This window comes from Klebsiella sp. WP3-W18-ESBL-02 (assembly GCF_014168815.1).
Classification (GTDB): Bacteria; Pseudomonadota; Gammaproteobacteria; order Enterobacterales; family Enterobacteriaceae; genus Kluyvera; species Kluyvera ascorbata_B.
The window spans coordinates 3,011,506-3,038,396 of record NZ_AP021972.1 but is presented as its reverse complement, the minus strand read 5'-3'; the positions used below and the strand labels follow the sequence as shown (position 1 = coordinate 3,038,396).

At 56.7% G+C, this 26,891-nt stretch carries 24 protein-coding genes; 10 read left to right on the top strand and 14 right to left on the bottom strand.

Annotated elements, in window-relative coordinates; translation table 11 throughout:
- Nucleotides 1-82: 82 nt before the first annotated feature.
- Complete coding sequence (melR, locus tag H7R56_RS14590; protein WP_106926359.1) at nucleotides 83-1,009, bottom strand: transcriptional regulator MelR; 927 nt, start codon at nucleotides 1,007-1,009, stop codon at nucleotides 83-85.
- A 269-nt stretch (nucleotides 1,010-1,278) separates the two neighbouring features.
- Between melR and melA the strand changes: the two genes are divergently transcribed.
- The 3 genes from melA (at nucleotide 1,279) to H7R56_RS14575 (ending at nucleotide 4,415) form a co-directional block, all read left to right on the top strand.
- Nucleotides 1,279-2,634 (top strand): alpha-galactosidase, encoded by a 1,356-nt coding sequence (gene melA / locus H7R56_RS14585; RefSeq protein ID WP_106926361.1) that lies wholly within the window; start codon nucleotides 1,279-1,281, stop codon nucleotides 2,632-2,634.
- 93 nt (nucleotides 2,635-2,727) lie between these two features.
- Complete coding sequence (gene melB, locus H7R56_RS14580) at nucleotides 2,728-4,158, top strand: melibiose:sodium transporter MelB (protein ID WP_106926363.1); 1,431 nt, start codon at nucleotides 2,728-2,730, stop codon at nucleotides 4,156-4,158.
- Nucleotides 4,159-4,160: 2 nt separating this feature from the next.
- On the top strand, nucleotides 4,161-4,415 hold the full coding sequence (locus H7R56_RS14575) for a SemiSWEET transporter (protein WP_106926364.1): 255 nt from the start codon (nucleotides 4,161-4,163) through the stop codon (nucleotides 4,413-4,415).
- Nucleotides 4,416-4,463: 48 nt separating this feature from the next.
- Here the strand turns inward: H7R56_RS14575 and H7R56_RS14570 are convergent, their stop codons facing one another.
- On the bottom strand, nucleotides 4,464-5,087 hold the full coding sequence (locus H7R56_RS14570; RefSeq protein WP_106926609.1) for a DUF2238 domain-containing protein: 624 nt from the start codon (nucleotides 5,085-5,087) through the stop codon (nucleotides 4,464-4,466).
- 174 nt (nucleotides 5,088-5,261) lie between these two features.
- Between H7R56_RS14570 and lolC the strand changes: the two genes are divergently transcribed.
- Genes lolC through cobB form a run of 5 tightly spaced genes read left to right on the top strand, consistent with a single transcriptional unit; the run spans nucleotide 5,262 to nucleotide 10,205 of the window.
- Nucleotides 5,262-6,461 carry a lipoprotein-releasing ABC transporter permease subunit LolC gene (lolC, locus tag H7R56_RS14565; protein WP_106926366.1) on the top strand — a complete coding sequence of 400 codons (1,200 nt, stop codon included), beginning with the start codon at nucleotides 5,262-5,264 and terminating at the stop codon, nucleotides 6,459-6,461.
- Nucleotides 6,454-7,155: a lipoprotein-releasing ABC transporter ATP-binding protein LolD gene (gene lolD / locus H7R56_RS14560; protein ID WP_106926368.1), complete on the top strand. Its 702-nt coding sequence runs from the start codon at nucleotides 6,454-6,456 to the stop codon at nucleotides 7,153-7,155. The genes lolC and lolD overlap by 8 nt, the downstream gene beginning before the upstream one ends.
- Nucleotides 7,155-8,399 carry a lipoprotein-releasing ABC transporter permease subunit LolE gene (gene lolE / locus H7R56_RS14555; protein ID WP_106926370.1) on the top strand — a complete coding sequence of 415 codons (1,245 nt, stop codon included), beginning with the start codon at nucleotides 7,155-7,157 and terminating at the stop codon, nucleotides 8,397-8,399. The genes lolD and lolE overlap by 1 nt, the downstream gene beginning before the upstream one ends.
- A gap of 60 nt (nucleotides 8,400-8,459) precedes the next feature.
- Entirely contained in the window at nucleotides 8,460-9,371 is a 912-nt protein-coding gene (nagK, locus tag H7R56_RS14550; protein WP_106926611.1) for an N-acetylglucosamine kinase, read from the top strand.
- A gap of 12 nt (nucleotides 9,372-9,383) precedes the next feature.
- Entirely contained in the window at nucleotides 9,384-10,205 is an 822-nt protein-coding gene (cobB, locus tag H7R56_RS14545) for a Sir2 family NAD+-dependent deacetylase (RefSeq protein ID WP_106926372.1), read from the top strand.
- A 40-nt stretch (nucleotides 10,206-10,245) separates the two neighbouring features.
- Here cobB and bglX read toward each other — a convergent pair whose 3' ends face one another.
- Together bglX and H7R56_RS14535 are read right to left on the bottom strand one after the other, a co-directional pair.
- On the bottom strand, nucleotides 10,246-12,468 hold the full coding sequence (gene bglX, locus H7R56_RS14540; protein WP_106926374.1) for a beta-glucosidase BglX: 2,223 nt from the start codon (nucleotides 12,466-12,468) through the stop codon (nucleotides 10,246-10,248).
- Nucleotides 12,465-13,742, bottom strand: coding sequence for a PTS sugar transporter subunit IIC (locus H7R56_RS14535; RefSeq protein WP_106926376.1), 1,278 nt, complete (start codon nucleotides 13,740-13,742; stop codon nucleotides 12,465-12,467). Before H7R56_RS14535 ends, bglX begins: the two co-directional genes overlap by 4 nt.
- 260 nt (nucleotides 13,743-14,002) lie before the next feature.
- Here H7R56_RS14535 and H7R56_RS14530 point away from each other — a divergent pair, with 260 nt between their 5' ends.
- On the top strand, nucleotides 14,003-14,707 hold the full coding sequence (locus H7R56_RS14530) for a GntR family transcriptional regulator (protein WP_106926378.1): 705 nt from the start codon (nucleotides 14,003-14,005) through the stop codon (nucleotides 14,705-14,707).
- A 35-nt stretch (nucleotides 14,708-14,742) separates the two neighbouring features.
- Here H7R56_RS14530 and potD read toward each other — a convergent pair whose 3' ends face one another.
- From potD to potA, 4 genes are read right to left on the bottom strand one after another with little or no spacing between them, the layout of a single operon-like run.
- Nucleotides 14,743-15,789: a spermidine/putrescine ABC transporter substrate-binding protein PotD gene (potD, locus tag H7R56_RS14525; RefSeq protein WP_106926380.1), complete on the bottom strand. Its 1,047-nt coding sequence runs from the start codon at nucleotides 15,787-15,789 to the stop codon at nucleotides 14,743-14,745.
- 1 nt (nucleotide 15,790) lies between these two features.
- Entirely contained in the window at nucleotides 15,791-16,597 is an 807-nt protein-coding gene (gene potC / locus H7R56_RS14520; protein WP_106926382.1) for a spermidine/putrescine ABC transporter permease PotC, read from the bottom strand.
- Nucleotides 16,594-17,451 (bottom strand): spermidine/putrescine ABC transporter permease PotB, encoded by an 858-nt coding sequence (potB, locus tag H7R56_RS14515; RefSeq protein ID WP_106926384.1) that lies wholly within the window; start codon nucleotides 17,449-17,451, stop codon nucleotides 16,594-16,596. The genes potC and potB overlap by 4 nt, the downstream gene beginning before the upstream one ends.
- Nucleotides 17,435-18,571, bottom strand: coding sequence for a spermidine/putrescine ABC transporter ATP-binding protein PotA (gene potA, locus H7R56_RS14510; protein WP_106926386.1), 1,137 nt, complete (start codon nucleotides 18,569-18,571; stop codon nucleotides 17,435-17,437). Before potA ends, potB begins: the two co-directional genes overlap by 17 nt.
- A 294-nt stretch (nucleotides 18,572-18,865) precedes the next feature.
- On the opposite strand from potA, the gene pepT reads away from it, so the two are divergent.
- On the top strand, nucleotides 18,866-20,092 hold the full coding sequence (gene pepT / locus H7R56_RS14505) for a peptidase T (protein WP_181357988.1): 1,227 nt from the start codon (nucleotides 18,866-18,868) through the stop codon (nucleotides 20,090-20,092).
- Between the two features lie 102 nt (nucleotides 20,093-20,194).
- On the opposite strand, the gene H7R56_RS14500 is transcribed toward pepT, so the two are convergent.
- The 6 genes from H7R56_RS14500 to mnmA form a co-directional block, all read right to left on the bottom strand.
- Complete coding sequence (locus H7R56_RS14500; RefSeq protein ID WP_106926390.1) at nucleotides 20,195-21,316, bottom strand: ribosomal protein uL16 3-hydroxylase; 1,122 nt, start codon at nucleotides 21,314-21,316, stop codon at nucleotides 20,195-20,197.
- A gap of 77 nt (nucleotides 21,317-21,393) precedes the next feature.
- On the bottom strand, nucleotides 21,394-22,857 hold the full coding sequence (phoQ, locus tag H7R56_RS14495) for a two-component system sensor histidine kinase PhoQ (RefSeq protein WP_106926392.1): 1,464 nt from the start codon (nucleotides 22,855-22,857) through the stop codon (nucleotides 21,394-21,396).
- Nucleotides 22,854-23,528, bottom strand: coding sequence for a two-component system response regulator PhoP (phoP, locus tag H7R56_RS14490; protein ID WP_106926394.1), 675 nt, complete (start codon nucleotides 23,526-23,528; stop codon nucleotides 22,854-22,856). The genes phoQ and phoP overlap by 4 nt, the downstream gene beginning before the upstream one ends.
- Before the next feature lie 155 nt (nucleotides 23,529-23,683).
- Nucleotides 23,684-25,054, bottom strand: coding sequence for an adenylosuccinate lyase (purB, locus tag H7R56_RS14485; RefSeq protein WP_106926396.1), 1,371 nt, complete (start codon nucleotides 25,052-25,054; stop codon nucleotides 23,684-23,686).
- 3 nt (nucleotides 25,055-25,057) lie between these two features.
- The gene (gene hflD / locus H7R56_RS14480; protein ID WP_106926398.1) at nucleotides 25,058-25,699 is read right to left on the bottom strand and encodes a high frequency lysogenization protein HflD; all 642 of its coding nucleotides are present in this window, start codon (nucleotides 25,697-25,699) and stop codon (nucleotides 25,058-25,060) included.
- 72 nt (nucleotides 25,700-25,771) lie between these two features.
- A complete protein-coding gene (mnmA, locus tag H7R56_RS14475; RefSeq protein WP_146145712.1) occupies nucleotides 25,772-26,881 on the bottom strand; it encodes a tRNA 2-thiouridine(34) synthase MnmA in 1,110 nt (369 codons plus the stop codon).
- Nucleotides 26,882-26,891: the final 10 nt, after the last annotated feature.

Below are 26,891 nucleotides of genomic sequence, written 5' to 3'. Positions count from 1 at the left end.
CGGTAATAATATAAATTTGCTGTACTTATTATCCGTGATGGCGGCGGGAGTGCAACCGCTGAAAGTGCGGGGCGTTCGGGTTTCAGATCATTTGCCGTCTCTGCTGGCTGAGCTTGCGGTATTGCTGCGGCGACATGCCGACAAATTTACTGAAGGTACTGTAAAAACGACTGCTCGAGCGGAACCCGGCGGTCATGGCAACGTCGATAATGGTTTTATCGGTATCGCTGAGCAGCGCACGCACGTGGTTGATGCGCATGGCGGTAATGTATTGCTTCAGCGTGAGCTGCATGACGCGTTGGAAGATGCCCATTGCGTAGTTAGCGTTAAGCTTCACGTGTTCGGCGACGTCGTTGATCGTCAGCGCCTGATCGTAGTTGTCGGCAATAAAGCCCAGCATCTGGCTGACATAAAACTGCGCGTGGCGCGAGACGCTGTTTTTGTGGGTGCGTGAAGTTTTGTTCAGCAGGATCGGCTGCCAGCCGGAAAGGCTAAAGCGTTTGAGCATCAGGGCGATTTCGTCGATCGCCAGCTGGCGAATTTGCTCGTTGGGGCTGCTGATTTCCTGCTGCCAGCGCATCACTTCAAAAGTGCTGAGCTGCTGGGTAGCCGGTGATTTAATCACCATACCATGCGTCACGTGATTGACCAGTTCCCGGTCCAAAGGCCAGGAGAGAAACAGATGCATAGGCAGGCTGAAAATGGCCATCTGTTTACAGCTACCGGGGCGGGTTAGCTGGTGCGGCGTACAGGCCCAGAACAGGGTGATGTGCCCCTGTTTTATCTGCACCACTTCGTTGTTAATCAGGTATTCCACATCGCCGTCGAACGGGACGTTGACCTCAACCTGCCCGTGCCAGTGGCTGGCGGGCATGGCGTGAGGCGGGCGCAGCTCAACGTCCAGCCGCTGGTATTCGGAGTAAAGCGACAGCGGGCTGCGGGTCTGTTTTTCATCGCCGTTACACATGTGCGGGTCGGGAGGAAGAAAGACTATCGGTTCGCTGCTCATGATTGCTCCATTTCCTGATTTATCAGAATCATGCCATCGCGGCGGCTTTTAAACCGGGAAGCAGGACGCAAAAGCCACCGTTACTCATAAGAATAGACTCAAAAAAGGGCCGGATACTCTGCTTTTTTGCCTATTTGTTCCCATAAACTCAGATTATTTGCCTTCCCGCAGAGGATCTGAGTTTATGGGAATGCTCATTGTGGAAGGTGGAAGTTTTCTGTACCAGGCGCGTGCCACCATGAAGGTGTCCAATACTGTTCGGGAGAGTCATGATGACAGCACCAAAAATTACCTTTATCGGCGCCGGTTCCACCATTTTTGTTAAGAATATCCTCGGCGACGTGTTCCACCGCGAGGCGCTGAAGTCGGCGCATATCGCGCTGATGGATATCGACGAAACGCGGCTGGAAGAGTCGCATATCGTGGTGCGCAAGCTGATGGATTCCGCCGGCGCATCCGGCCATATTACCTGCCACACCGACCAGCGCGTTGCGCTGCAGGGGGCTGATTTCGTGGTCGTCGCCTTCCAGATTGGCGGCTACGAGCCGTGCACCGTCACCGACTTTGAGGTTTGTAAGCGCCACGGTCTGGAACAGACGATCGCCGATACCCTTGGCCCCGGCGGCATCATGCGCGCGCTGCGTACGATCCCGCATTTGTGGCAGATTTGTGAGGATATGAGCGAACTGTGTCCGGATGCCACCATGCTGAACTACGTCAACCCGATGGCGATGAACACGTGGGCGATGTATGCCCGCTATCCGCATATCAAACAGGTTGGGTTATGTCACTCCGTACAGGGAACGGCGGAAGAGCTGGCGCGTGACCTGGATATCGATCCGGCATTGCTCCGCTATCGCTGCGCCGGAATTAACCATATGGCGTTTTATCTTGAGCTGGAGCGTAAAACGGCCGATGGCCGCTACGTCAATCTGTACCCTGAGCTGCTGGCTGCCTATGAGGCCGGGCAGGCGCCTAAGCCGAATATTCATGGAAATACGCGTTGCCAGAACATCGTGCGCTATGAAATGTTCAAAAAGCTGGGCTACTTCGTCACCGAGTCGTCTGAACACTTTGCGGAATATACCCCGTGGTTTATCAAACCCGGGCGGGAAGATCTCATTGCGCGCTACCGCGTTCCGCTGGATGAGTACCCGAAACGCTGCGTTGAGCAGGTGGCGAACTGGCATAAGGAGCTGGAGGAGTACAAACGCGCCGATCGCATTGATATTAAACCGTCGCGCGAGTACGCCAGCACCATTATGAACGCGCTGTGGACCGGTGAGCCCAGCGTCATTTATGGCAACGTGCGCAATGACGGGCTGATTGATAACCTGCCGCAGGGCAGCTGCGTGGAAGTGGCTTGTCTGGTTGATGCTAACGGGATCCAGCCAACCAAAGTCGGGGCGATACCTGCGCACCTGGCGGCGATGATGCAGACCAACATCAACGTGCAGACGCTGCTCACGGAAGCCATTCTGACGGAAAACCGCGATCGTGTTTACCATGCGGCAATGATGGACCCGCATACCGCCGCCGTGCTGGGTATTGAGGAGATTTATGCGCTGGTGGATGACCTGATTGCTGCCCACGGCGACTGGTTGCCAGCCTGGCTGCATCATTAATCAAAATGACACTGCGCCGGGCAATGTATCCGGCGCGTTACCTTTTGCTACTCTACAGAAGGCGGGCGCTGGTAACAGCGACCCGATTACCCTATGAGCATCTCTCTGACGACAAAACTGAGTTACGGATTCGGGGCATTTGGTAAGGACTTCGCTATCGGTATTGTGTACATGTACCTGATGTATTACTACACCGATGTTGTGGGGCTGTCGGTGGGCCTCGTGGGCACGCTTTTTCTGGTGGCGCGCATCTGGGACGCGATAAACGACCCGATTATGGGGTGGATTGTCAACGCGACCCGCACGCGATGGGGGAAGTTTAAACCGTGGATTTTTATCGGCACGCTGGCGAACTCGCTGGTACTGTTTTTGCTGTTCAGTGCGCATTTGTTTGAAGGCACCGCGCAGGTGGTGTTTGTCTGCGTCACCTACATTTTGTGGGGCATGACCTACACCATTATGGATATTCCCTTTTGGTCGCTGGTACCGACCATTACGCTTGATAAACGTGAACGCGAGCAGCTGGTGCCGTATCCACGCTTTTTCGCTAGCCTGGCCGGGTTCGTCACGGCGGGTATTACGCTGCCGTTTGTGGAATTTGTCGGCGGGGCGGATCGCGGCTTTGGCTTCCAGATGTTTACGCTGGTGTTAATTGCCTTCTTTATCGTCTCCACCCTGGTCACGCTGCGCAATGTCCATGAGGTCTTTTCCTCGGATAGTGACGCCTCTGCCGACGGCGCTCGCCTGACGCTGAAAGGGATTGTCGCGCTGATCTACAAAAACGATCAGCTCTCCTGTCTGCTTGGTATGGCGCTGGCCTATAACATTGCCTCAAACATCATTACCGGCTTTGCGATTTACTATTTCACCTACGTGATTGGCGATGCGGCGCTGTTCCCGTATTACCTGTCCTACGCCGGGGCGGCAAATTTACTGACGCTGATATTGTTCCCGCGGCTGGTGAATGCGCTCTCGCGCCGGGTACTGTGGGCCGGGGCATCGGTGCTGCCGGTTATCAGCTGCGCGGCGTTATTTGCCATGGCGCTGGCGGGCTATCATAACGCACCGATGATTGTGCTGGCAGGGATCTTCCTTAACGTCGGTACCGCGCTGTTCTGGGTGCTTCAGGTCATTATGGTGGCTGACACCGTCGACTACGGCGAGTATAAGCTCAACGTGCGCTGTGAAAGTATTGCCTATTCGGTACAAACAATGGTGGTAAAAGGCGGCTCGGCGTTTGCCGCATTCTTTATCGCCGTGGTGCTCGGGGTGATTGGCTATACGCCTAACGTGGCGCAGTCGGCGCAAACCATTCAGGGGATGCAGTTCATTATGATTGCGCTGCCGGTGCTGTTTTTCATCGTGACGCTGGTGCTTTATTACCGCTTCTATCGCCTGAATGGCGATATGCTGCGTAAGATTCAAATCCAGCTGCTGGATAAATACCGCAAAGTCCCGCAGCCGACGGTGACCCCGGAGAAACCGGCCATTGCGGTGGCAACGGCACGTGACGTAAAGGCATGAGCATGGAATGGTCGTCATGGATTGGTTATCTGGCCGCCAGCCTCACCACGCTCTCGTTTTTACCGCAGGCGATAAAGGTTATCGCCACGCGCAACACGCAGGGTATTTCCGGGCTGATGTACGTGATGTTTGTCTGCGGGCTGGTGATGTGGCTGGTTTATGGCCTGATGATTGAAGACGCGGCGGTAAGCATGGCGAATTTTCTGACGCTGGTGTTTGCTCTGCCGATTTTAATTATCAAGTTTCGTCGCGGGTAACGTGCGCCGCCATCCGGCCTACAACTCGATCCGTAGGCCGGATAAGCGCTAACGCCATCCGGCAGATTTCAGTTGGCAACTGTGCCAGCGCGCCAGCAGCAGCACCGTCGTCAATGCGCCCAGCAGCGCACAGAACATGTCCGACTGGGTATCCCACGGGTCACCCTGAGTGCCAAGAAAATCGTCCGCGCCTTGCCCCATCGCCAGCGCCGCCCACCATTCAATCAGCTCGTAGGTGGCGCTGATCGCCAGCGCCACGCAGCACACCAGAAACGCCAGCATTTTTTCACCGCGTACAATGTGCCCGCGCAGCAGAATTTCGCGCGCCGCTAGCGCCGGTACCAGCCCCTGGAAGAAATGGCCGAGTTTGTCGTAGGGATTACGGCTCAGGCTCAGCCACTCCTGCACCTCAAACCCCAGCGGGACTTTCGCATAGGTATACTGGCCGCCGACCATCAAAATGACGGCATGCAGGAAAATCAGCAGATACAGCAGTGGCGTCAGCGGGTAGCGCTTTGCCGTTAACAGCAGCAGCGGGACCACAATAATCACCGGCGTCACCTCCATCAGCCAGGTCACTTTTTCTGCGGCGCTGACGCCGGTATACAGTAAGAACAGGCTCAGCAACAGGGCGCCAGCGGCTAATATCTGTGGGGGAACGGTGCGGATCATCATGAATTCACGGCTAATAAGGGAAAACATCACTATTAACCGTTACGGCGAAAATTTCAACGTTGTCGCCGCCCGGCGGAGAATTGTCAACCTTGCGCTTACGGTTCAGTCATTTACCCATCCTGCTTTCGCTTATATACTCGTGCTTCTGCTATCAGCAACCAGACGGATTACATGTACCAACCTGTCGCATTATTTATCGGCCTGCGCTACATGCGCGGGCGAGCAGCGGACCGCTTTGGTCGCTTTGTTTCCTGGCTGTCAACTATCGGCATTACGCTTGGCGTGATGGCGCTGGTCACCGTACTTTCGGTGATGAACGGCTTTGAACGCGAGCTGCAAAACAACATCCTGGGGCTGATGCCGCAGGCCATTCTGAGCGCCGATCAGGGCTCACTCAATCCGCAAAAAATTCCGCAGGATAGCGTGAAGCTACAGGGCGTGACCCGCGTGGCACCGCTGACGACCGGCGACGTCGTGCTGCAAAGCGCTCGCAGCGTGTCGGTTGGCGTGATGCTGGGCATTGACCCTGCGCAGAAAGATCCGTTGACGCCATATCTGGTGAACGTTAAGCAAACCGACCTGGCGCCGGGCAAATACAACGTGATCCTGGGTGAACAGCTGGCAGGCCAACTGGGCGTGAATCGCGGCGATCAAATCCGCGTGATGGTGCCTTCGGCCAGCCAGTTCACGCCGATGGGGCGTCTGCCGAGTCAGCGTCTGTTCACGGTAATTGGCACCTTTGCGGCGAACAGTGAGGTCGACGGTTACCAGATGCTGGTCAACATTCAGGACGCTTCGCGCCTGATGCTTTACCCGCTGGGCAACATCACCGGCTGGCGTCTGTGGCTGGATAAACCGCTGCAGGTCGACACCCTTAGCCAGCAAACGCTGCCGACAGGCACCAAATGGCAGGACTGGCGCGAGCGTAAAGGCGAGCTGTTCCAGGCCGTGCGCATGGAAAAAAACATGATGGGCCTGCTGCTCAGCCTGATCGTCGCCGTTGCCGCATTTAACATCATTACCTCGCTGGGGCTGATGGTGATGGAGAAGCAGGGCGAAGTGGCTATTCTGCAAACCCAGGGCCTGACGCCGCGGCAGATCCTTACCGTCTTTATGGTGCAGGGGGCCAGCGCGGGCATTATCGGCGCACTGTTAGGCGCGGTGCTTGGCGTGCTGCTGGCCAGCCAGCTCAATAATTTAATGCCGATTATCGGTGCGTTCCTCGACGGCGCGGCGCTGCCGGTTGCCATCGAGCCGCTGCAGGTTATCGTGATTGCGCTGGTGGCGATGGCCCTGGCGCTGTTGTCAACGCTTTACCCTTCCTGGCGCGCTGCCGCCACCCAACCCGCTGAGGCTTTACGTTATGAATAAGATCCTGTTGCAATGCGACAACCTGTGCAAACGCTATCAGGAAGGCTCGGTGCAGACTGACGTGCTGCACAACGTCAGCTTCAGCGTCGGCGAGGGGGAAATGATGGCGATTGTCGGCACCTCCGGCTCGGGCAAAAGTACGCTGCTGCACCTGCTGGGCGGCCTGGACACGCCGACCAGCGGTGATGTGATTTTCAGCGGCCAGCCGATGAGCAAACTGTCGTCGGCGGCAAAAGCCGAACTGCGCAACCAGAAACTCGGCTTTATTTACCAGTTCCACCACCTGCTGCCAGACTTCACGGCGCTTGAAAACGTGGCGATGCCGCTGCTGATTGGCAAGAAAAAAGCGGCAGAAATTAACACCCGCGCGCTGGAAATGCTCAATGCGGTCGGCCTGGCGCATCGCGCCAGCCATCGTCCATCGGAGCTGTCCGGCGGCGAACGTCAGCGCGTCGCGATCGCCCGCGCGCTGGTCAATAACCCGCGTCTGGTGCTGGCGGATGAGCCGACCGGCAACCTGGATGCCAAAAATGCCGATAGCATCTTCAAACTGCTTGGCGAACTGAATCAGTCTCAGGGCACCGCTTTTCTCGTCGTGACCCACGATTTGCAGCTGGCGAAACGTATGGGGCGTCAGCTTGAGATGCGCGACGGCCACCTGAGCGACCAACTGACCCTGATGGGAGCGCATTAATGGCTCCTTCGCTGTCGTTACTGATCGGCCTGCGCTTTAGCCGCGGGCGTCGGCGCAGCGGCATGGTGTCGCTGATTTCCGTTATCTCAACCGTTGGCATTGCGCTGGGCGTAGCGGTACTGATCGTCGGGCTAAGCGCGATGAATGGCTTTGAGCGCGAGCTGAACAACCGCATTCTGGCGGTGGTACCGCACGGCGAAATTGAGGCGGTCAACCAGCCGTGGAACCACTGGCAGAGCGTGTTACCGAAAGTTGAAGCGGTGAGGGGCATTGAGGCCGCCGCGCCGTACATCAACTTTACCGGTCTGGTGGAGAGCGGCAGCAATCTGCGCGCGATTCAGGTTAAAGGCGTGGATCCACAGCAGGAAACCCGACTGAGCGCGCTACCGCGCTTTGTGCAGGCCGATGCCTGGGCCAACTTTAAAGCCGGTGAACAGCAAATTATTCTCGGCAAAGGCGTTGCCGATGCGCTAAAGGTCAAAGCCGGTGACTGGGTATCGATAATGATCCCCAACTCCAACCCTGAACACAAGCTGCTGCAGCCAAAACGCGTGCGTCTGCACGTGACCGGCATTCTGCAGCTGAGCGGCCAGCTTGACCATAGCTTCGCCATGATCCCGCTCCAGGATGCTCAGCAGTATCTCGATATGGGCGAGAGCATTTCCGGTATCGCCATCAAAGTGAACGACGTGTTTAACGCCAATAAACTGGTGCGCGACGCGGGCGAGGTGACGAATAACTACGTCTATATCAAAAGCTGGATTGGCACCTACGGCTATATGTACCGCGATATCCAGATGATCCGTGCGATCATGTATCTGGCGATGGTACTCGTGATAGGTGTGGCTTGCTTCAACATCGTGTCGACGTTAGTGATGGCCGTTAAAGATAAAAGTAGCGATATTGCGGTGCTGCGCACACTGGGTGCCAAAGACGGGCTGATTCGCGCAATTTTCGTGTGGTATGGTTTATTGGCCGGTTTGCTGGGCAGCATCTGCGGTGTGGTTATCGGGGTGCTGGCATCCCTGTATCTGACCGGCATTATTAACGTGATTGAAAAACTGATTGGTCACCGATTCTTGTCGGGTGACATTTATTTTATCGACTTCCTGCCGTCTGAACTGCACTGGCTGGATGTCGTTTATGTGCTGGTCACGGCACTGTTGCTGAGTCTGCTGGCAAGCTGGTATCCCGCCCGCCGCGCCAGCCGTATCGACCCTGCGAGGGTGCTGAGTGGCCAGTAATTTGACGTCCTGACCACGCGGCGTTGCTGCTGCGTGCGTCAGTTAGAGGAATTGATCATGATGCATTATGGATTTGACATTGGCGGCAGCAAAATCGCGCTGGGCGTATTTGATTCATCGCGCCAGCTTCAGTGGGAAAAACGCATTCCGACGCCGACAGAGAGCTATGAACGCTTTCTTGAGGCGGTGACCGGCCTGGTGGCGGAGGCTGACGAACGCTTTCACTGCCGGGGCTCTGTCGGTATCGGTATTCCCGGTATGCCGGAAACCGAAGACGGTACGCTGTACGCGGCGAACGTGCCAGCGGCGACCGGACGCCCGCTGCGCGCGGACCTGAGCAGGCTACTGGAACGTGACGTACGGCTCGACAACGACGCCAACTGCTTTGCCATCTCCGAGGCCTGGGACGACGAGTTTACCCAGTACCCGCTGGTGATGGGGCTGATTCTCGGCACCGGCGTGGGTGGCGGCATCGTACAGAACGGTAAATCGATTACCGGGCATAGCTATATCACCGGCGAGTTTGGCCATATTCGTCTGCCGGTCGATGCGCTGGAAGTCGTGGGGCGTGATTTTCCGCTCGTCCGCTGCGGCTGCGGCCAGCTTGGCTGCATTGAAAACTATTTATCCGGTCGCGGGTTTGCCTGGCTGTATAACCATTTTTATCAACAGTCGCTCACTTCACCGGAGATTGTGGCCCTGTGGCAGCAGGGAGATGAAAAGGCGCGTGAACACGTTGAACGCTACCTGGATCTGCTTGCCGTCTGCCTGGGCAATATACTGACCATTGTCGACCCGGATCTGCTGGTGCTCGGCGGTGGGCTATCAAACTTTTCAGCGATCGCCGATGGACTAGCGCACCGCCTACCGCGTCATTTACTGCCTGTAGCCCGCACGCCGCGTATTGAACGCGCGCGCCACGGCGATGCAGGGGGAATGCGCGGCGCTGCGTTCCTTCATCTGACCAACTAACATGGAGTAGATATGCAGTCGCGCCGCTTACATCGATTGAGCCGTTTCCGTCGGAATAAACGTCAACTGCGCCAGCGTCTGCGCCAGCGTATTTTTTTCACGGACAGGGTGATGCCAGAACAGATGGATAAACCAAGAGTACTTGTGCTTACGGGCGCGGGGATTTCGGCAGAGTCGGGTATTCGGACCTTCCGCGCGGCGGATGGCTTATGGGAAGAACACAAGGTTGAGGATGTGGCGACGCCGGAAGGCTACGCGCGCGATCCGCAGCTGGTGCAACATTTCTATAATGCCCGTCGTCGCCAGCTTCAGCAGCCGGAGATTGCGCCCAACGCGGCGCACCTGGCGCTGGCCCGGCTGGAAGCGGCGCTTGGCGAGAACTTTATGCTGGTGACGCAGAACATCGATAACCTGCACGAGCGCGCGGGCAATCACAACGTGCTGCATATGCACGGCGAGCTGCTGAAGGTGCGCTGTACCCAAAGCGGCCAGGTGTTCGACTGGCCGGGGGATTTAACGGTGGAGGACCGCTGCCACTGCTGCCAGTTCCCGGCGCCGCTGCGCCCGCATATCGTCTGGTTTGGCGAGATGCCGTTCGAGATGGACCATATCTATCTTGCGCTGTCGATGGCCGATATTTTTATCGCTATTGGCACTTCTGGCCACGTCTACCCTGCGGCGGGTTTTGTGCACGAGGCGAAGCTGCACGGTGCGCATACCGTTGAGCTGAATCTTGAACCGAGCCAGGTGGGCAGCGAGTTTGAGGAGAAGCATTACGGTCTGGCGAGCGAAGTGGTCCCAGCCTACGTCGACGCGCTGCTGAAATCGCTGTAAACGTTCGGGCGCCCGCGACAACTCGCCGGGCGCCCGAAAATTAACTTTCTGCGTAGTAAAATTCTCCCTCCAGCAGTGATGCGCTGTTCAGGCCGACAAAGGCCCTGAACCTGCCGTACTCCAGCCGAACATCGCCTTCGGCATCGTAGAAGCCAAGATCGTGCGGCGTTATCTCAAAGTGAACCACCTGCGTTTCACCTGCGGCGAGCATCACCTGGGTAAAGCCTTTCAGCTGCAGGGCGGGGCGGGCGATGCTGGCGACACAATCATGAAGATACAACTGGAGGGTTTCGAGGCCGTCAACGTCAGACGTATTGTGAGCTGCCACGCTCACCATGACCGTCCCTCCGGGCAGCAGACGGGGCGTCACGTGAAGATCGCTAAGGCGCGTCTCGTGCCACGATAGGCCAAAACCAAAGGGAAACAGCGGCGCGTTCGGGCAGTCCAGATATTTGGACAGAAAGCGCGGGCTATGGTCGGACTGATGCGCCGGTCGGCCGGTATTCAGCGCGTTGTAATAGACCGGCACCTGGCCGTTGGCATAAGGGAAACTCATCGACAGCCGTCCGGAAGGGTTGCGTTTGCCGCTGAGTACATCGACCAGCGCGTGGCTGCCCTCAATGCCGGGGAACCAGGCCTCGACGATGGCATCAACGTGGTCGACAACGTCGGTCAGCACCAGCGGTCTGCCGTTAAACAGGAGCAGCACGGTTTTCTTTGCCACGGCGGCGATCTGCTGAATAAATTCGACCTGATGGCGGGGCAGGTGCAGGTCGGTGCGGCTGGCGGCTTCGCCGCTCTGCATCATATGCTCCCCCATCGCCAGCAGGACCACATCGGCCTGACGCGCGTAGTCCAGCGCGCGCTCAAGCTCCTGCGCTCGCTCGTTATCGGTCAGGCAGCGGGTTTGTTCTACCTGGTGCGTTGCGCCAAATTCGCCGAGAAAACCGTAGTCCAGCAGCAGGTCGCAGCCCGGCGTTACGCACAGGTTGCCGTCGGGGATGGCCTCTTGCAGCGCGGTCTTAAGCGTCGTACAGCGCGATTTCTCGCCGTAAACGGCCCACAGCCCAAAGATATCCGGGTTGTCGGCATAAGGGCCAATCAGCGCAACGCGCGTTGTCGCCGGGTTAAACGGCAGCGTCTGACGATCGTTTTTGAGCACCACCAGCGATTTCCCCGCCGTCTCCCGGGCAAGGCGCAGATGCTCCGGGTGATAGCAGCAGCGCTGCTCGCCCTCGGGGGTGACGCCGCGATACGGATCGTCGAATAACCCCAGCTTCTGCTTCAGCCGCAGCACGCGCAGGACGGCGTCATCCAGCGCGCGTTCGCTGATTTTTCCGGCCGCCAGCAGCGGCTTCAGGCCGTTGGCATAGCAGGCGGTTTTCATGTCGATATCCAGCCCGGCGTTGAACGCGATCGCGCAGGCGTCCTGTTCATCGGCCGCGACGCCGTGCGCAATCAGCTCTTTCACGGCGGCATAGTCGGCAATGGTGATCCCCTGAAACCCCCAGCGCTCGCGCAGCAGGGTTTTCAATAGCCATGGGTTGGCGGTGGCGGGAACGCCGTCAACGGTGTTGAAGGACGTCATCACCATCTCGCAGCCCGCGTCAATGGCGGCCTGGAAGGGCGGGAAATAGTCTTCGAACAGGCTCTGGTGCGACAGCTCAACGGTATTGTAGTCGCGACCGCCGATCGGCGCGCCGTAGCCGGCAAAATGCTTCACGCAGGCGGCCAACCCTTGCTGCGTGGGCATATCCTGCTGGAAACCCTCAACGCTGGCGCGCACGTACTGTGTGTTCAGAAACACATCTTCGCCGGTTGACTCCATGCAGCGACCCCAGCGCGCATCGCGCACCAGGTCGGCCATTGGCGCAAAGGTCACATGGCTACCGGCGCTGGCGGCTTCTCTCGCCGCCACGACGCAGCACTGACGGATCAGCGCGGGCGACCAGCTGCAGCCGAGCGCCAGCGGGATCGGGAAGATCGTCCGGTAGCCGTAAATCACGTCGGCCATAAACAGCAGCGGTATCTTTAGCCGACTGTTTTGCAGGTGTTTGCGCTGGATTTCGCGCGTTTTCACCGCACCGGAGACGTTCAGCACCGAACCGACGTTATCCACCACCGCCTGCGCGATACCCAGCTTCGCCTTCGGCCCCACGGTCAGCTGGGGCTCATCAAGGAAAAACTCCCCGGACAGCTGTACCAGCTGGCCTATTTTTTCGTCCAGCGTCATCTGCGCCAGCAGCGCGTGAAGGGAGGTCATTGGGCCTCCTGGTCAGCGTTGCGTTCTGCCGCCAGCGCGGCGCGCTCGGCCATTTTGAACCACGGATACCAGAGCAGCGGCGAAAGAATCAGCTGCAGGAACAGGTGCAGGGCGATAATTGATGTCGCGCCGCCTACCGCAGCGAAGAAGCCGACCGGCAGGCCAAAGAGGGTCTGAGCCCCCACGATTTTGGCCACCAGCCCCAGTTTGATCAGCAGCCACGCAATGACGATGGCGATGGCGTTGTTGGTCACAAACGGCACCATCAGGCGGTAGTTCATCACCAGCGGCGTACCGAAGATCACCGGTTCGGTGATGCCGAACAGCGCGGGCATCAGCGCCAGCCTGCCCATCTGGTTAAACTGTTTGCTTTTTGACAGGCACATCAACAGTACCAGCCCCAGCGCCAGCCCGCTCCAGGTCACGATGTTAAAGAACGCCAGCCCGAGCACGTTGGGCATTTCCAGACCGTTACGCCACGCGTCAAGGTTTTCGAGATCCATCGCCAGCCAGATGGGGGTCACCAGCGGCAGCACCACGTTGGTGCCGTGAATACCGAGAAACCACATCAGCTGCATGACCAGCGTGACCAGCAGGAACGCCCAGAGGCTACCGCCCAGCCCTTTCAGCGGTTGCTGGATAAGGGTATAGATGCACTGGTGAATGTTTTCCCACGGTGTTGCCACAAAGAGGCGGTTAATCAGCAGAAACACAATACCCACCAGCACGAACGGAAACAGGCCTTCGAACACCCGGCCAATCATCGGCGGCACGCCTTTTGGCAGACGCAGCGTCCAGCCGCGCTGGATGGTAAAGATAAACAGACGCCCGACGCCCAGGCCAATCAGCATCGCGGAAAAAACACCCTGTACACCGAGCCAGGTCAGGGGAATAGCGGTAATTGCGCCACTTTCGTCCGCCATCGGCGTCACGATTAAAAAGGCCATGACAGCCGCCACGCCGCTCAGCGTACTGTCCGTGTCGACGTTGTACTGCCGGACCAGGTTGCGCGCCATGAAGAACGTAACGTAAATGGCCAGGATGCCTAGCGTGCTGGTCGTGACGTTGTTAAACACCGGCATCATGCTGCTGCTGACAAAAAATTGATGCACGCTGTCGATAGGCAGCACCATCAGGAGCACGCTGAGCGATCCGATGAGCGTAATTGCGACGGTAGAAACCATTGAAATAGAGATGGCCTGTAGCCATGGGCTTTTCCCGAGCCAGACAATAAGAGGATTTATTTTATGAAAGGTTTTTTCTAATTTATTCATGAGGTTAATGATAAGTGGTCAGGTCGTCGGGTATTTTTGTTTTAATTGGCTCGGGATAATGTTAAGTCCATCAATATTTTTCTGCGCTGACGTGTCCATTTACATCGCCAGACAGGAATAGGTAGGCGGGAATGGTGCGTAATCATTATTTATCTTATTGAAATAATGATGAAAAAACGTGTTCCTTAGTGGTGCCTTTGCGTGCTGGCAATCCGGGGAAATCGCGTTATGCTGTTTCTCTGAACCGCAGGGAGGCTGCCATGATTTACCGTTCGGTTGTCCATTTAATAAATGAATATATTGATACGTCGAACCGGCGGGAGGGCGATGCGCTACCGGCGGAAAAATCGCTCGCCGCGCATTTCAAGGTGTCGCGAAATACGCTGCGTAAAGCGCTGGCGGTGCTGGAAGCGGAAGGTATTATTGAAAAACGGCAGGGCGCTGGCAGTATTATTCGCCACAAAAAAACGGTGGCCTGGCTGAATGGATTTATGGGGTTTAGCGAGATTGCCCGCATTCAAGGCAAACCGGCGGTCAGCCGCGTGCTGAGCTTTGAGGTGATCCCGGCAGTGGAGAATATTGCCGGTTGGCTACAGTGTGACCCGGGTGAGCCGTTGTTCCACGTGAAGCGGATTCGCACTATGGATAAAACCCCAATGCAGTTGGAGGAAACCTGGCTGTCGGCGCTGCGTTTTCCTCGTTTGACGCTGGAGCACATGAACCACTCAAAGTTCGACTTCTTCGAACAAGAGTGCGGTATTACCATCGCCGGCTGCTATGAGACGTTTTCTACCACTTTAGCTCGCCGAGACGTGGCGCGGATGCTCAATCTGAGCGAAAAGGACCCGGTGATTCGTATCGAAACGCAGGCCGTGGAACCCTCGGGCAGGCCGCTCGACTATTCGGTACTGTATAACAATAACGATGAATTTCGGGTGCGCTATTTCTACCCGCGGGTGAGGTGAGCGTCGGGACGCACGGTGTCCCGACGCGTGGACGCTTAACGTCCGGCTTTCAGTTTCTGATAATACTGTTCATACAGCGCGCTGGCGTTGCCGACGTCGTTCTGCCACTCGCCTTTCTGAATGGTTTCGGCGTCAGGGTAGAGCGACTTATCGTTGGCCACCTCCGGGCTCAGCAGTTTGCGTGCCGCCAGGTTAGGCGTCGGGTAGCCGATGGTTTCCGCAACCTGTTTTGCCACGTCCGGGCGCAGCAGGAAGTTAATCAGCTTCAGCGCGCCCTCTTTATTTTTGGCATTGGCCGGAATCGACAGGCTGTCCATCCAGAAGATACCGCCTTCTTTCGGCCACACGATTTCCAGCGGCGTGCCGGCCTGGCGAGCCACGAACGCCGAGCCGTTCCAGACCATACCGAGGTTAACTTCGCCTTCCATATACGGGTTCGCCGGGTTGTCGGAGTTGAACGCGGCAACGTTCGGCATCAGTTTTTTCAGCTCGTTATAGGCGGCTTCAATCTCTTTCGGATCCGTCGTGTTACCAGAGTAGCCGAGCTTGCGCAGAGCAACCTGGAACACTTCGCGCGCATCGTCGGTCAGCAGCAGGCTGCTTTTGTATTCCGGCTTCCACAGGTCGGCCCAACTGGTGACGCTTTTCGGATCGATGGCATCGCTGTTGACGCCGATCGCCGTTGCGCCCCAGATGTACGGAATAGAGTAGTCATTGTTCGGGTCAAACGGCTTGTTGAGCATCTCTGGGTCAAGATTGCTGAAGTTGCTCAGTTGGGTTTTATCGATCTTCTGAATCATCCCTTCTTTGCGCATTTTGTCGACAAAGTAGGTGGACGGCACCACCAGATCATAGGCACCGTCTTTATAGGTTTTAAGCTTGGCGTACATGGTTTCATTCGACTCGTAGGTCGAATAGATAACCTTGATGCCGGTCTCTTTGGTGAACTGTTCCAGCAGTCCGGGCGGAACGTATTCCGTCCAGTTATAGAAATACAGCGTTTTGCTATCGTCCGCGTGGGCTACGCTCATGCCGAGCGCTAAAGCACCTGCCGCGAGCAGGTGGCGTGACCATTTCATCATTTTACGTCCCCTGAGTTGTGCGCCTGACCTTCAGGCCCTTGGTTTTATCACGAGCAATCAGCTGGCTGGCAATCACCATGACCAGCGACAGAACCAGCAGAATCGTTGCCAGCGCGTTCACTTCCGGCGACACGCCGACTTTCACCATTGAATAAATCTTCAGCGGCAGAATTTCGTAGCTGGGCCCGGTAACGAACGACGAGACCACGACATCATCCATCGACAGGGTGAAGCTCAGCAGCCAGCCCGCCGCCACCGCCGGCATCGCCAGCGGCAGAATAATTTTCCACAGGATAGTCAGCTCGCTGGCCCCCAGATCTTTTGCCGCCTCCAGCATGCGTACGTCAAAGCCCTTCAGACGGGAGAAGACGGTGACCACCACGAACGGCAGGCAGAAGGTGATGTGGGAGAACAGCAGCGACCAGAAGCCGAGCTGGATCCCAAGCAGCATAAACAGCACCAGCAGCGAGATAGCCATGACGATATCTGGCGACATCATCACCACGAACAGCATGCCGCTGACGAACGGTTTACCGCGGAAGCGATAGCGATACAGCGCCACGGCGGTTAACGAGCCGATGAGCGTGGCGGCGGTCGCGGAGAAAATCGCCATCGTCAGCGAGTGCTGGGCCGCCTGCAGCAGGCTATCGTTGTTCATCAACAGGCTGTACCACTGGGTGGTAAAACCCTGCCAGTTGATCCCGAAACGCGAACTGTTAAACGAGTTCACGATCAAAATGATAATCGGAATATAAAGATACGCATAAATGGCGGTCATAAAGCCGCCGCGCAGCAGTCGACCTATCATTCCAGCTCCACCTTTTTATTGAGCAGGCGCGACGCGCGCCAGTACACCAGCAGCATCAGCCCCATCACCACCGTCAGCGTTATGCTGGTGGCCGCGCCGAACGGCCAGTCGCGAATGTTGAGGAACTGGCTCTTAATGACGTTACCAATCAGCAGGTTTTTCGCCCCGCCCATGAGATCGGAGACGTAGAAGAGGCCCATCGCCGGCAGCATCACCAGCAGACAGCCCGCAATAATACCCGGCATGGTAAGCGGAATAATAATGCGAATGAAGGTTTGCAGCTTGCTGGCGCCAAGGTCTTTAGCGGCTTCCAGCAGCGGTTTATCGAGCTTTTCGATGCTGGAATAGAGCGGCATCACCATAAACGGCAGCAGGATGTACACCAGGCCGATGATCACGGCGCTGGGGGTGAACATAATCCGCATTGGCGTATCAATGATGCCAAGCCACAGCAGAAATTCGTTGAGGTAGCCTTTGGTGCTGAGGAAGATTTTCAGCCCGTAGATGCGAATCAGCGAGTTGGTCCAGAAGGGCACGATCAGCAGAAACAGCAGCAGCGGGCGCACTTTCTGCGGCAGCCGGGCCAGGAACCAGGCAAACGGATAGCCCAGTACCAGGCACGCCAGCGTGGCGATGGCCGCCATGTTCAGCGAGTGCAGTAGCACCTGCGCGTAGAGCGGATCGAGCAGACGCGTATAGTTGTCCAGCGTGAACACCATCTGAACAAAGTTGGCATCGTCACGGGTCAGGAAGCTGGTGACGATGATCATCAGGTTGGGCAGGAACACGAACAGCACAAGCCAACCGACAATTGTGGCAATCACCACATTCTGGAATTTACTTGTGCTCTTCATCAGCCAGTACGACCTCCCAGCTTTCGACCCAGTTAATCGCCATTTTCTGGTCCAGCGAGTGGTCAAAGTCCGGATCGTCTTCGTTAAAGAACTCGCTGACCATCACCATCTTGCCGTTTTCCAGCTCAACGACCGACTCCAGCGTCATCCCTTTATAGTTACGTTCACGGATGTAGCCAATCAGTCCTTCCAGTTCATTGCCGTCATGGATCTCCTCGACGCGCAGATCTTCCGGGCGCAACAGAACGTTGAGCTTTTGTCCCGGAACAACCGGGAAGTTGACGTAGATATTGCATTCACGGCCTTCGACGTTGGCGCGTACCCGCAGATCGTCAAGACGTGCGATCACGGTCGCATCGAACAGGTTGATCTCGCCAATAAAGCCGGCGACAAACAGGTTTTTCGGCTCTTCGTAGATTTCACGCGGCGTACCGTCCTGCTCGATTTTGCCGTCGCGCATGACCACGATACGGTCGGACATCGTCAGCGCTTCTTCCTGATCGTGGGTAACGAACACGAAGGTGATACCGAGCTTACGCTGCAACGCCTTCAGTTCGTTTTGCATCTGTTTACGCAGCTTGTAGTCAAGCGCAGAGAGCGATTCGTCGAGCAGCAGCAGGCTTGGCTTATTGACTACCGCACGGGCGATGGCGACGCGCTGCTGCTGGCCGCCGGAGAGCTGGTGTGGCTTGCGCTGGGCAAACTCTTCCAGCTGTACCATCCGCAGGGCGTCGTGCACGCGTGGCGCAATTTCGCTCGCCGGCGTTTTCTGCATACGCAGGCCAAACGCGACGTTATCGAAAACGGTCATATGCGGAAACAGCGCGTAGCTCTGAAATACGGTATTAACGTGGCGATCTTCGGCCGGAACGCGGGTGATATCCTGGTTTTCCAGGTGGATCTGCCCTGCGTCAACGCTTTCAAGCCCGGCAATCAGGCGTAGTACGGTCGTTTTGCCGCAGCCAGAAGGGCCAAGCAGCGTGAGGAACTCACCGTTATTGATGGTCAAATCGAGATCCGAAATGACCGTTTTACCATCGAAGTCCTTGCGAATCCCCACCAGTTCGACCAGCGGCGACAGCGAACGCGATTTTGTGTTCAATTTATTACTCTGTCCCATGTAAACGCACCGTGGATACACATCATCTTCGATCGACGGTATCGCTTCCCGATGCGGGGTTTGTGGTTAACCACCTTTAGACGTTTAGAGGTCTGATTCGTATTAATAAGGGCTGGCATTCTACGGCAAACGTACTCAATCGCCAATCCTTGTTAAACTTCCTATAGGAATATCTGACGATTAGATGCCGTTCGGGGAAAAAAAGTCGCCTTTGACGGGCTAAAAGTGACCTGACGCAATATTTGTCTTTTATGGCTTATTGATAATGTTGTCACAAAAAGTGAGGGTGGCTACATGGATAAATTGCTTGAGCGTTTTTTGCAGTACGTTTCTCTGGACACGCAATCGAAGCCCGGCGTGCGTCAGGTGCCGAGTACCGAAGGGCAGTGGAAACTGTTACATCTGCTCAAAGAGCAATTGGAAACGATGGGGCTGGTTAACGTCACGTTGAGCGAAAAGGGCACCGTCATGGGGACTCTGCCGGCCAACGTCAGCGGCGACATTCCGGCGATTGGTTTTATCTCCCATGTGGATACCGCCCCGGACTTTAGCGGTAAAAACGTTAACCCGCAGATCGTGGAAAACTACCGCGGCGGCGATATCGCGCTGGGTATCGGCGACGAAGTGCTGTCACCGGTGATGTTCCCGGTGCTGCACCAGTTGCTGGGGCAGACGCTGATCACCACCGATGGTAAAACGCTGCTCGGCGCCGATGATAAAGCAGGGATCGCCGAAATCATGACCGCGCTGGCGGTGCTGAAAGAGAAAAATATCCCGCACGGCGACATTCGCGTGGCCTTCACGCCGGACGAAGAAGTGGGCAAAGGGGCAAAACATTTCGACGTTGAGGCTTTTAACGCTCAGTGGGCCTACACCATTGACGGCGGCGGCGTGGGCGAGCTGGAGTACGAAAACTTTAATGCCGCATCGGTGACGATCAAGATTGTCGGTAATAACGTCCACCCGGGAACTGCGAAAGGAGTGATGGTCAACGCGCTGTCGCTGGCGGCGCGCATTCATGCGGAAGTGCCCGCCGATGAAAGCCCGGAAAAAACCGAAGGCTATGAAGGTTTTTACCATCTGACCAGCATCAAAGGTTCGGTAGATCGCGCCGAGATGCACTACATTGTGCGCGACTTTGAACGTAAGCAGTTTGAAGCCCGTAAGCGCAAGATGATGGAAATCGCCAAAAAGGTCGGCAAAGGCCTGCACCCGGATTGCTATATTGAACTGATCATTGAAGACAGCTATTACAATATGCGCGAGAAGGTGGCGGAGCATCCGCATATCGTCGAGATTGCTCAGCAGGCGATGCGCGACTGCGATATTGAGCCGGATCTCAAGCCGATTCGCGGCGGCACCGACGGCGCGCAGCTCTCCTTTATGGGGCTACCGTGTCCGAACATTTTCACCGGCGGCTATAACTACCACGGCAAGCATGAATTTGTGACCCTGGAAGGGATGGAGAAAGCGGTGCAGGTGATTGTGCGTATCGCTGAGCTGACGGCCCAGCGCGGCTAACCGTCAAAGAAAACCCGGCGTAGATTCGCGCTGGGTTTTTATGTAGGCCGGATGGCGGCGTAAACGCCTTATCCGGCCTACTATCGGTATAGATTCGGTGGTTTATTCTGCAAAGAACCAGTAGCCGCTGTTGACCAGCGCAGCCAGCAGCGCCAGGAACGATGGATCGTCCAGCGCTTCACCAAAATGCTGGCTTTCCAGCATGATGCTGCCCGCCATCGCATCCAGCGCCTGATGGTGCGGAGAATCCACCTTCTCGCCGTTGACGAAGAAATCATCGCCGATACGGATCACCCGCAGCCCGCCCAGACGCTGAAGCATGTCGCCTTGCTGCAAGGCATCGTAGATTTCATCCGGCTGGTACGGCGGCTCCGGCGGCGCAATATCCAGCTCGTGGCGCGACTGGCTGATAAATTCGCCCAGCCACTGCTGGAAGTGCTCCGGCTGCTGAATTAATCCCAGCATCATCTCGCGAAGGCTGTCGACTTCCTGTGGCAGTAAGTCTGCCGGATGATCGCGCGAGGGCACGTCCGGATCGCTGTAGTGCTGGTTGCCCAAGTCGCGCTGCAGAATGTAGTCGGCAAAGCCGCTGATCAGCTCACGGCTGTTCGGCGAACGGAAGCCTACAGAGTAGTTAAGCGAGTTTTCCAGCGCGTAGCCTTCATGCGGGAATCCTGGCGGGATGTAAAGAATGTCGCCCGGCTCCATCTCTTCATCAATGATGGCGTCAAACGGCTGCACCTGCAGCAGGTCAGGGTGCGGGCAGTGCTGTTTAAGGGCGGTTTTCTCGCCTACGCGCCAGCGACGGCGGCCGGTCCCCTGGATAATAAAGACATCGTACTGATCGACATGCGGGCCAACGCCGCCGCCGGGTACCGAAAAAGAGATCATCAGATCGTCAATACGCCAATCGGGCAGGGCGCGGAATGGACGCATCAGCGCGCTGGACGGTTCGTGCCAGTGATCGACGGCCTGCACCAACAGCGACCAGTTGCTCTCGCCGAGGTGGTCGAAGCTTTCGAACGGGCCGTGGCTCACCTGCCAGTCGCCGTCGAGATGGCTAACCAGGCGGCTATCGACCTCATTTTCCATCGCCAGACCCGCCAGTTCATCCGGTGATATGGGGTCAATAAAGTTGGCGAAGCCGCGTTTAAGAACGACCGGGCGCTTTTGCCAGTAGCGAGCCAGAAAATCGGCCCAGTTTAACGTTAAGTGGTATTCCATATGACTATTTCCGCAGCAGAGATATGTCCTGGATTATACATCTTATTCACAAAACTACCTTGCTGCGGAAACAGAATTTACCCTTCGTGACTGTCCAGGTTCTGGTGGCCGAAGATAACCTCCATTTTCGCCCCGCCGAGCAGGCTATCGTGGGCAGCAATATGGCCGTCATACTGTTCAACAATATCGCGAGCGACGGCGAGGCCAACGCCCTGACCTGGACGCATGGTATCGGCGCGCTGACCGCGGTCGAAGACGATATCACGCTTGCTCTGTGGAATACCGGGGCCGTCATCCTCAACGATAATGTGCAGGTAATCGTCGGTCTGGCGGGCGGACACTTCCACAAACTCCAGGCAGTATTTACAGGCGTTATCCAGCAGGTTGCCCATGACTTCCATAAAGTCATTTTGTTCACCTGCAAAGGTTATCTCCGGCGAAATATCCAGCGTGATGTTCACCCCTTTGCGCTGATAGACTTTATTCAGCGCCGAGGTCAGGCTGTCTAGCAGCGGCGCAACCGGGTGCAGCTCGCGGCTGACCAGGGTGCTGTCGGTACGCATGCTGGCACGGTGCAGGTAGTAGCCGATTTGCTGCGAGATACGGCTGATTTGCTCCAGCATAACCGGCTCGGCTTCACTGACGGTGATTTTCTCGCTGCGCAGCGAACGTAGCGAGCTTTGCAGCACCGCCAGCGGCGTTTTCAGACTGTGCGTCAGGTCGGTTAGGGTGGTGCGATATTTGTCATAGCGCTCGCGTTCGCTTTTCAGCAGTCGGTTCAGGTTGCGTACCAGGCTGGTGAGCTCGCGGGTGGTATCGGGATTAAGATGCTCACGGTGGTGCTCTTCCAGTTCGCGCACTTCGCGGGTGAGGTCGGCAATCGGGCGCAGGCTCCAGTGAGCGGCTATCCACAGCAGCGGAATGACCAGCAGCAGGTTGGCGGCAACCACGTAGGAGAACCAACTCCAGACCATATAGGAGCGTTTCAGCTCTATCGGAATGGTGTCGATGACCACGATCACCAGCGCGGGCATCAGGCTGGTGGCCGGGTAGCTGTTGACCGCCACCGAGTGAGTCATTTCTGAGTCGTCCCCCTGTTCACGCATCTCGGTGAGCTCTTTTTGCATCTCATGATCGTTGCGCAGCAGCGTACTGGTAGAGTTGACGTCGGCTTCAATTTCATAAAAACCGTTGCCCCGCAGCCACTCCGGCTGAATACGTTTGGTCAACCACGGCAGGTCTTTTTGCTGCCACAGCAGCTGGCCTTTGTCGTTGTAGATCAACGCTACCGTAGGGCTTTGCATATTGAGATTGTCGGGAATATCAACGCTCAGCGCATTGTTTTCCCATTTTGCCAGGGTATAGAACAGGTTGCTCTCGCCGCGCAGCAGACGAAAAGTGGTTTTATCAAAACTGACGCTGTAGCCGACCAGCGCCACCATGCCGTAGGCCAGCGACAGCACGATAACCACGGCAGCCGTCGCCAGCAGAAAACGCATCCGCAGCGACAGCGGCAGAATATGCCGACGAATATGCTTCATTCGCGTAGTTCGAACAGGTAGCCCTGACCGCGCACGGTAATAATCACGTCGTGCGGATACTGGGCCTGAATTTTCTTACGCAGACGCCCCATCAGCACATCAATCGTGTGGCTTTCGCGCAGTTCGGCGTCAGGGTAGAGCTGAAGCATGAGAGAATCTTTACTGACAACCTTGCCATTGTTGCGGATCAGCGTTTCCATAATGGTGTATTCGAAGGCGGTGAGTTTGATCACTTCTTCATTAATGGACAGCTCGCGGCGCGACAGGTCAACCTGGAACGGCGGCAGAGATATCACCTGCGACGCGTGGCCGCTATTACGGCGCATCAGCGCCTGCATGCGGGCGGCGACCTCTTCAATATGGAACGGTTTGGTCACGTAATCATCAGCACCGGCGCTCAGAACTTCCACCTTATCCTGCCAGCTCTCACGGGCCGTCAGCACCAGAATCGGCAGTGAGATATCGTGGCTGCGCCAGCGGCGAATCAGCGACAGGCCATCTTCATCCGGCAGGCCCAGATCGACAATCGCAATATCGGGGAGGTGCTCGCCTAAATAATAATCTGCTTCCTTCGCGTCTTCTGCGGCATCCACCTGATGGCCCATTTCCTGGAGCTGAACTTTCAGATGGTGACGTAACAGAGCGTTGTCCTCTACGACGAGTACGCGCATGCTGTTTCTCCATTAAATTAGTGACATGAATAGTTTAACGCTGATTATGTCGCGATGGAGATAAACATTTCTTAAATTACAGGAAAAGTCCCTAATGCTGTAGGCCGGATAAGGAATGCCCTCTCCTTCGGAAAGAAGGAGAGGAGGAGACGGGATTATTTCAGCTCGTCGACCATGGTGATGGCGCGGCCGATATAGTTAGCCGGTGTCATCGCCTTGAGGCGGGTTTTCTCTTCTTCCGGCAGCGCAAGGCCGTCGATGAACTGTTTCATGCCTTCAGCGTCAACGCGTTTGCCGCGGGTCAGTTCTTTCAGCTTCTCGTACGGCTTCTCGATGCCGTAGCGACGCATAACGGTCTGGATAGGCTCGGCCAGTACTTCCCAGTTGTGATCCAGCTCGTCGAGCAGACGATCGCGGTTCACTTCCAGCTTGCTCACGCCCTTCAGCGTAGACTGGTAGGCGATCAGCGCGTAGCCGATACCCACGCCCAGGTTACGCAGCACGGTGGAGTCGGTCAGATCGCGCTGCCAGCGAGATACCGGCAGTTTGCTCGCCAGATGCTGCAGCACCGCGTTCGACAGGCCCAGGTTGCCTTCGGAGTTTTCGAAGTCGATTGGGTTGACCTTATGCGGCATGGTGGAAGAACCAATCTCGCCAGCGATGGTTTTCTGCTTGAAGTGGTTCAGCGCAATGTAGCCCCACACGTCGCGATCGAAGTCGATCAGGATGGTGTTGAAGCGCGCGATGCAGTCAAACAGCTCGGCAATATAGTCGTGTGGCTCAATCTGGGTGGTGTACGGGTTCCACTGAATGCCCAGCGAGGTCACGAACTCTTCGCTGAACTGGTGCCAGTCAACGTCCGGGTATGCGGCGATGTGGGCATTGTAGTTACCTACCGCACCGTTGATTTTGCCCAGAATTTCTACCTGGCCCAGCTGACGGAACTGACGCTCCATACGGTACGCGACGTTGGCCATTTCTTTGCCGATGGTGGACGGCGTAGCGGGCTGACCGTGGGTACGGGAGAGAAGCGGGATATCACGATACTGCACCGCCAGGTCTTTAATGGCATCAATAATTTTACGCCAGTACGGCAGCACCACTTCTTCGCGCGCGGTTTTCAGCATCAGTGCGTGAGACAGGTTGTTGATGTCTTCGGAGGTGCAGGCAAAGTGAATAAACTCAGACACGGCGTGCAGCTCAGGCACCGACGCGACTTTCTCTTTCAGGAAATACTCAACCGCCTTGACGTCGTGGTTGGTGATGCGCTCGATAGTTTTAATGCGCGCGGCGTCTTCTTCAGAGAAGTTAGCCACGATGCTATCAAGGTAACCGTTTGCGTCGGCAGCAAAAGCAGGAACTTCCTTGACGGCTGCGTGTGCGGCCAGCTTCTGCAGCCAGCGTACTTCGACTTGTACACGGAATTTCAGCAAACCATATTCGCTGAAAATCCCGCGCAGCGCGCTGACTTTATCGCCGTAGCGTCCATCGACAGGGGAAACGGCGGTCAGTGAGGATAATTCCATAGATCACAACTCCGGGGTTAAATGAGCGAGAATTTGTTTTGCCTGAGTGGTCAGGCGATTACGAGAAAACATGAGCTGCAGACGTCCGCCGCCGACCTGGTGCCACAGCACCGCCGAGCGGATCCCCGCCAGCAGCGAAGCACGGACTTTGGCCTGCACCTGCGGGCTTTGCAGCACTGCAGGGGAGCCAGTCACCTGAATACGCGGGCCGAGTGGGCTGATGACGTCCACATAGATACCTGCCATGGCGCTGAGCAGCGTATCGGACTGCAAATCAAAATGGTCGAGCTGACGCTGCAGGCCGCTGATGCGGTTGCCCAGCGTGTCCATTGCGCCTTTGGCGGCGGCAAGCTTGCGCTCGAGCACCATCAGGCTGAGCGTATAGCGAGTCAGCTCGGCGTTCAGCCCCTGGCGGCTGCTGGCGTTCAGCACGCCGAGTAAGGTTTCAAGGCCGAGACGAAGATTGGCTTCGCTGCCACCAAACACACCCAGCGCGGAGTCTGGGTTAAGGTCGATGACGCTGTTGAGCGAAACGTGTAACGCGTCGCCTTCGCAGTGCCCCTGATGGGCCAACTGCTGCACCAGACGGGCGGACTGGCAAATTCCCGCCAGCGCCAGGGTGATGTCATAGTAATTCTTCGCCACGCTAACTCCTTGTTGCGCTGCCCGACGGCGCGACGCCAGGCAGACTACGTTATGCCCTGCTCGGGGAGGGCTTTATTCCACAGGCAGCGGCAGGCGCTGCTCAATCACGCCGCCGCCGAGGCAGACTTCACCGCGATAGAACACGGCGGACTGGCCAGGGGTAACAGCGGCAACAGGTTCATCAAAGCGAACCTCAATACGTTCTGCATCCAGCGCGGTGACGGTGCACGGGATATCCGTCTGGCGGTAGCGGGTCTTCACGGTGCAGCGGAAGGTGCCGGTGACCGGTTCGCGATCCACCCAATGCAGCTGCTGGGCAATCAGCCCCACGGACATCAGGCGCGGATGATCGTGACCCTGAGCGACAACCAGAATGTTGTTCTCAACGTCTTTATCCACCACGTACCACGGATCTTCGCTGCCTTCTTTGGTGCCTCCGATGCCCAAACCTTTGCGCTGGCCCAGCGTGTGATACATCAGCCCCTGATGAGTACCGATCTCTTCGCCATCGACGGTGATAATTTTACCCGGCTGTGCGGGCAGGTAGCGGCCGAGGAACTCGCGGAATTTACGCTCGCCGATAAAGCAGATACCGGTGGAGTCTTTTTTCTTCGCGGTGATGAGATCCAGCTCTTCGGCGATTTTACGCACCTGCGGCTTTTCCAGTTCGCCGACCGGGAACAGGCTTTGCGCGATCTGTTCGTGGCTCAGCGTATAAAGGAAGTAGCTCTGGTCTTTGTTGCCATCGAGGCCGCGCAGCAGCTGGCTCTTGCCGTTAACATCGGCGCGGCGCACGTAGTGGCCGGTGGCAATGTAGTCGGCGCCGAGATCTTCTGCGGCAAACTCGAGGAAGGCTTTGAATTTGATCTCTTTGTTGCACAGGATATCCGGGTTGGGCGTGCGGCCCGCTTTGTACTCTTCCAGGAAGAGCTCAAATACGTTGTCCCAGTATTCGGCGGCAAAGTTAACGGTGTGCAGCTCAATGCCGAGCTTATCGCATACCGCTTGCGCATCGGCAAGGTCGGCGGCGGCAGTGCAGTATTCCTCGCCGTCGTCTTCCTCCCAGTTCTTCATGAACAGGCCCTCCACCTTATAGCCCTGTTGTTGCAACAGGTAGGCGGAAACGGAGGAATCAACACCGCCGGACATGCCGACGATCACTTTTTTCTGGCTTTCTGACATTGGAATACTC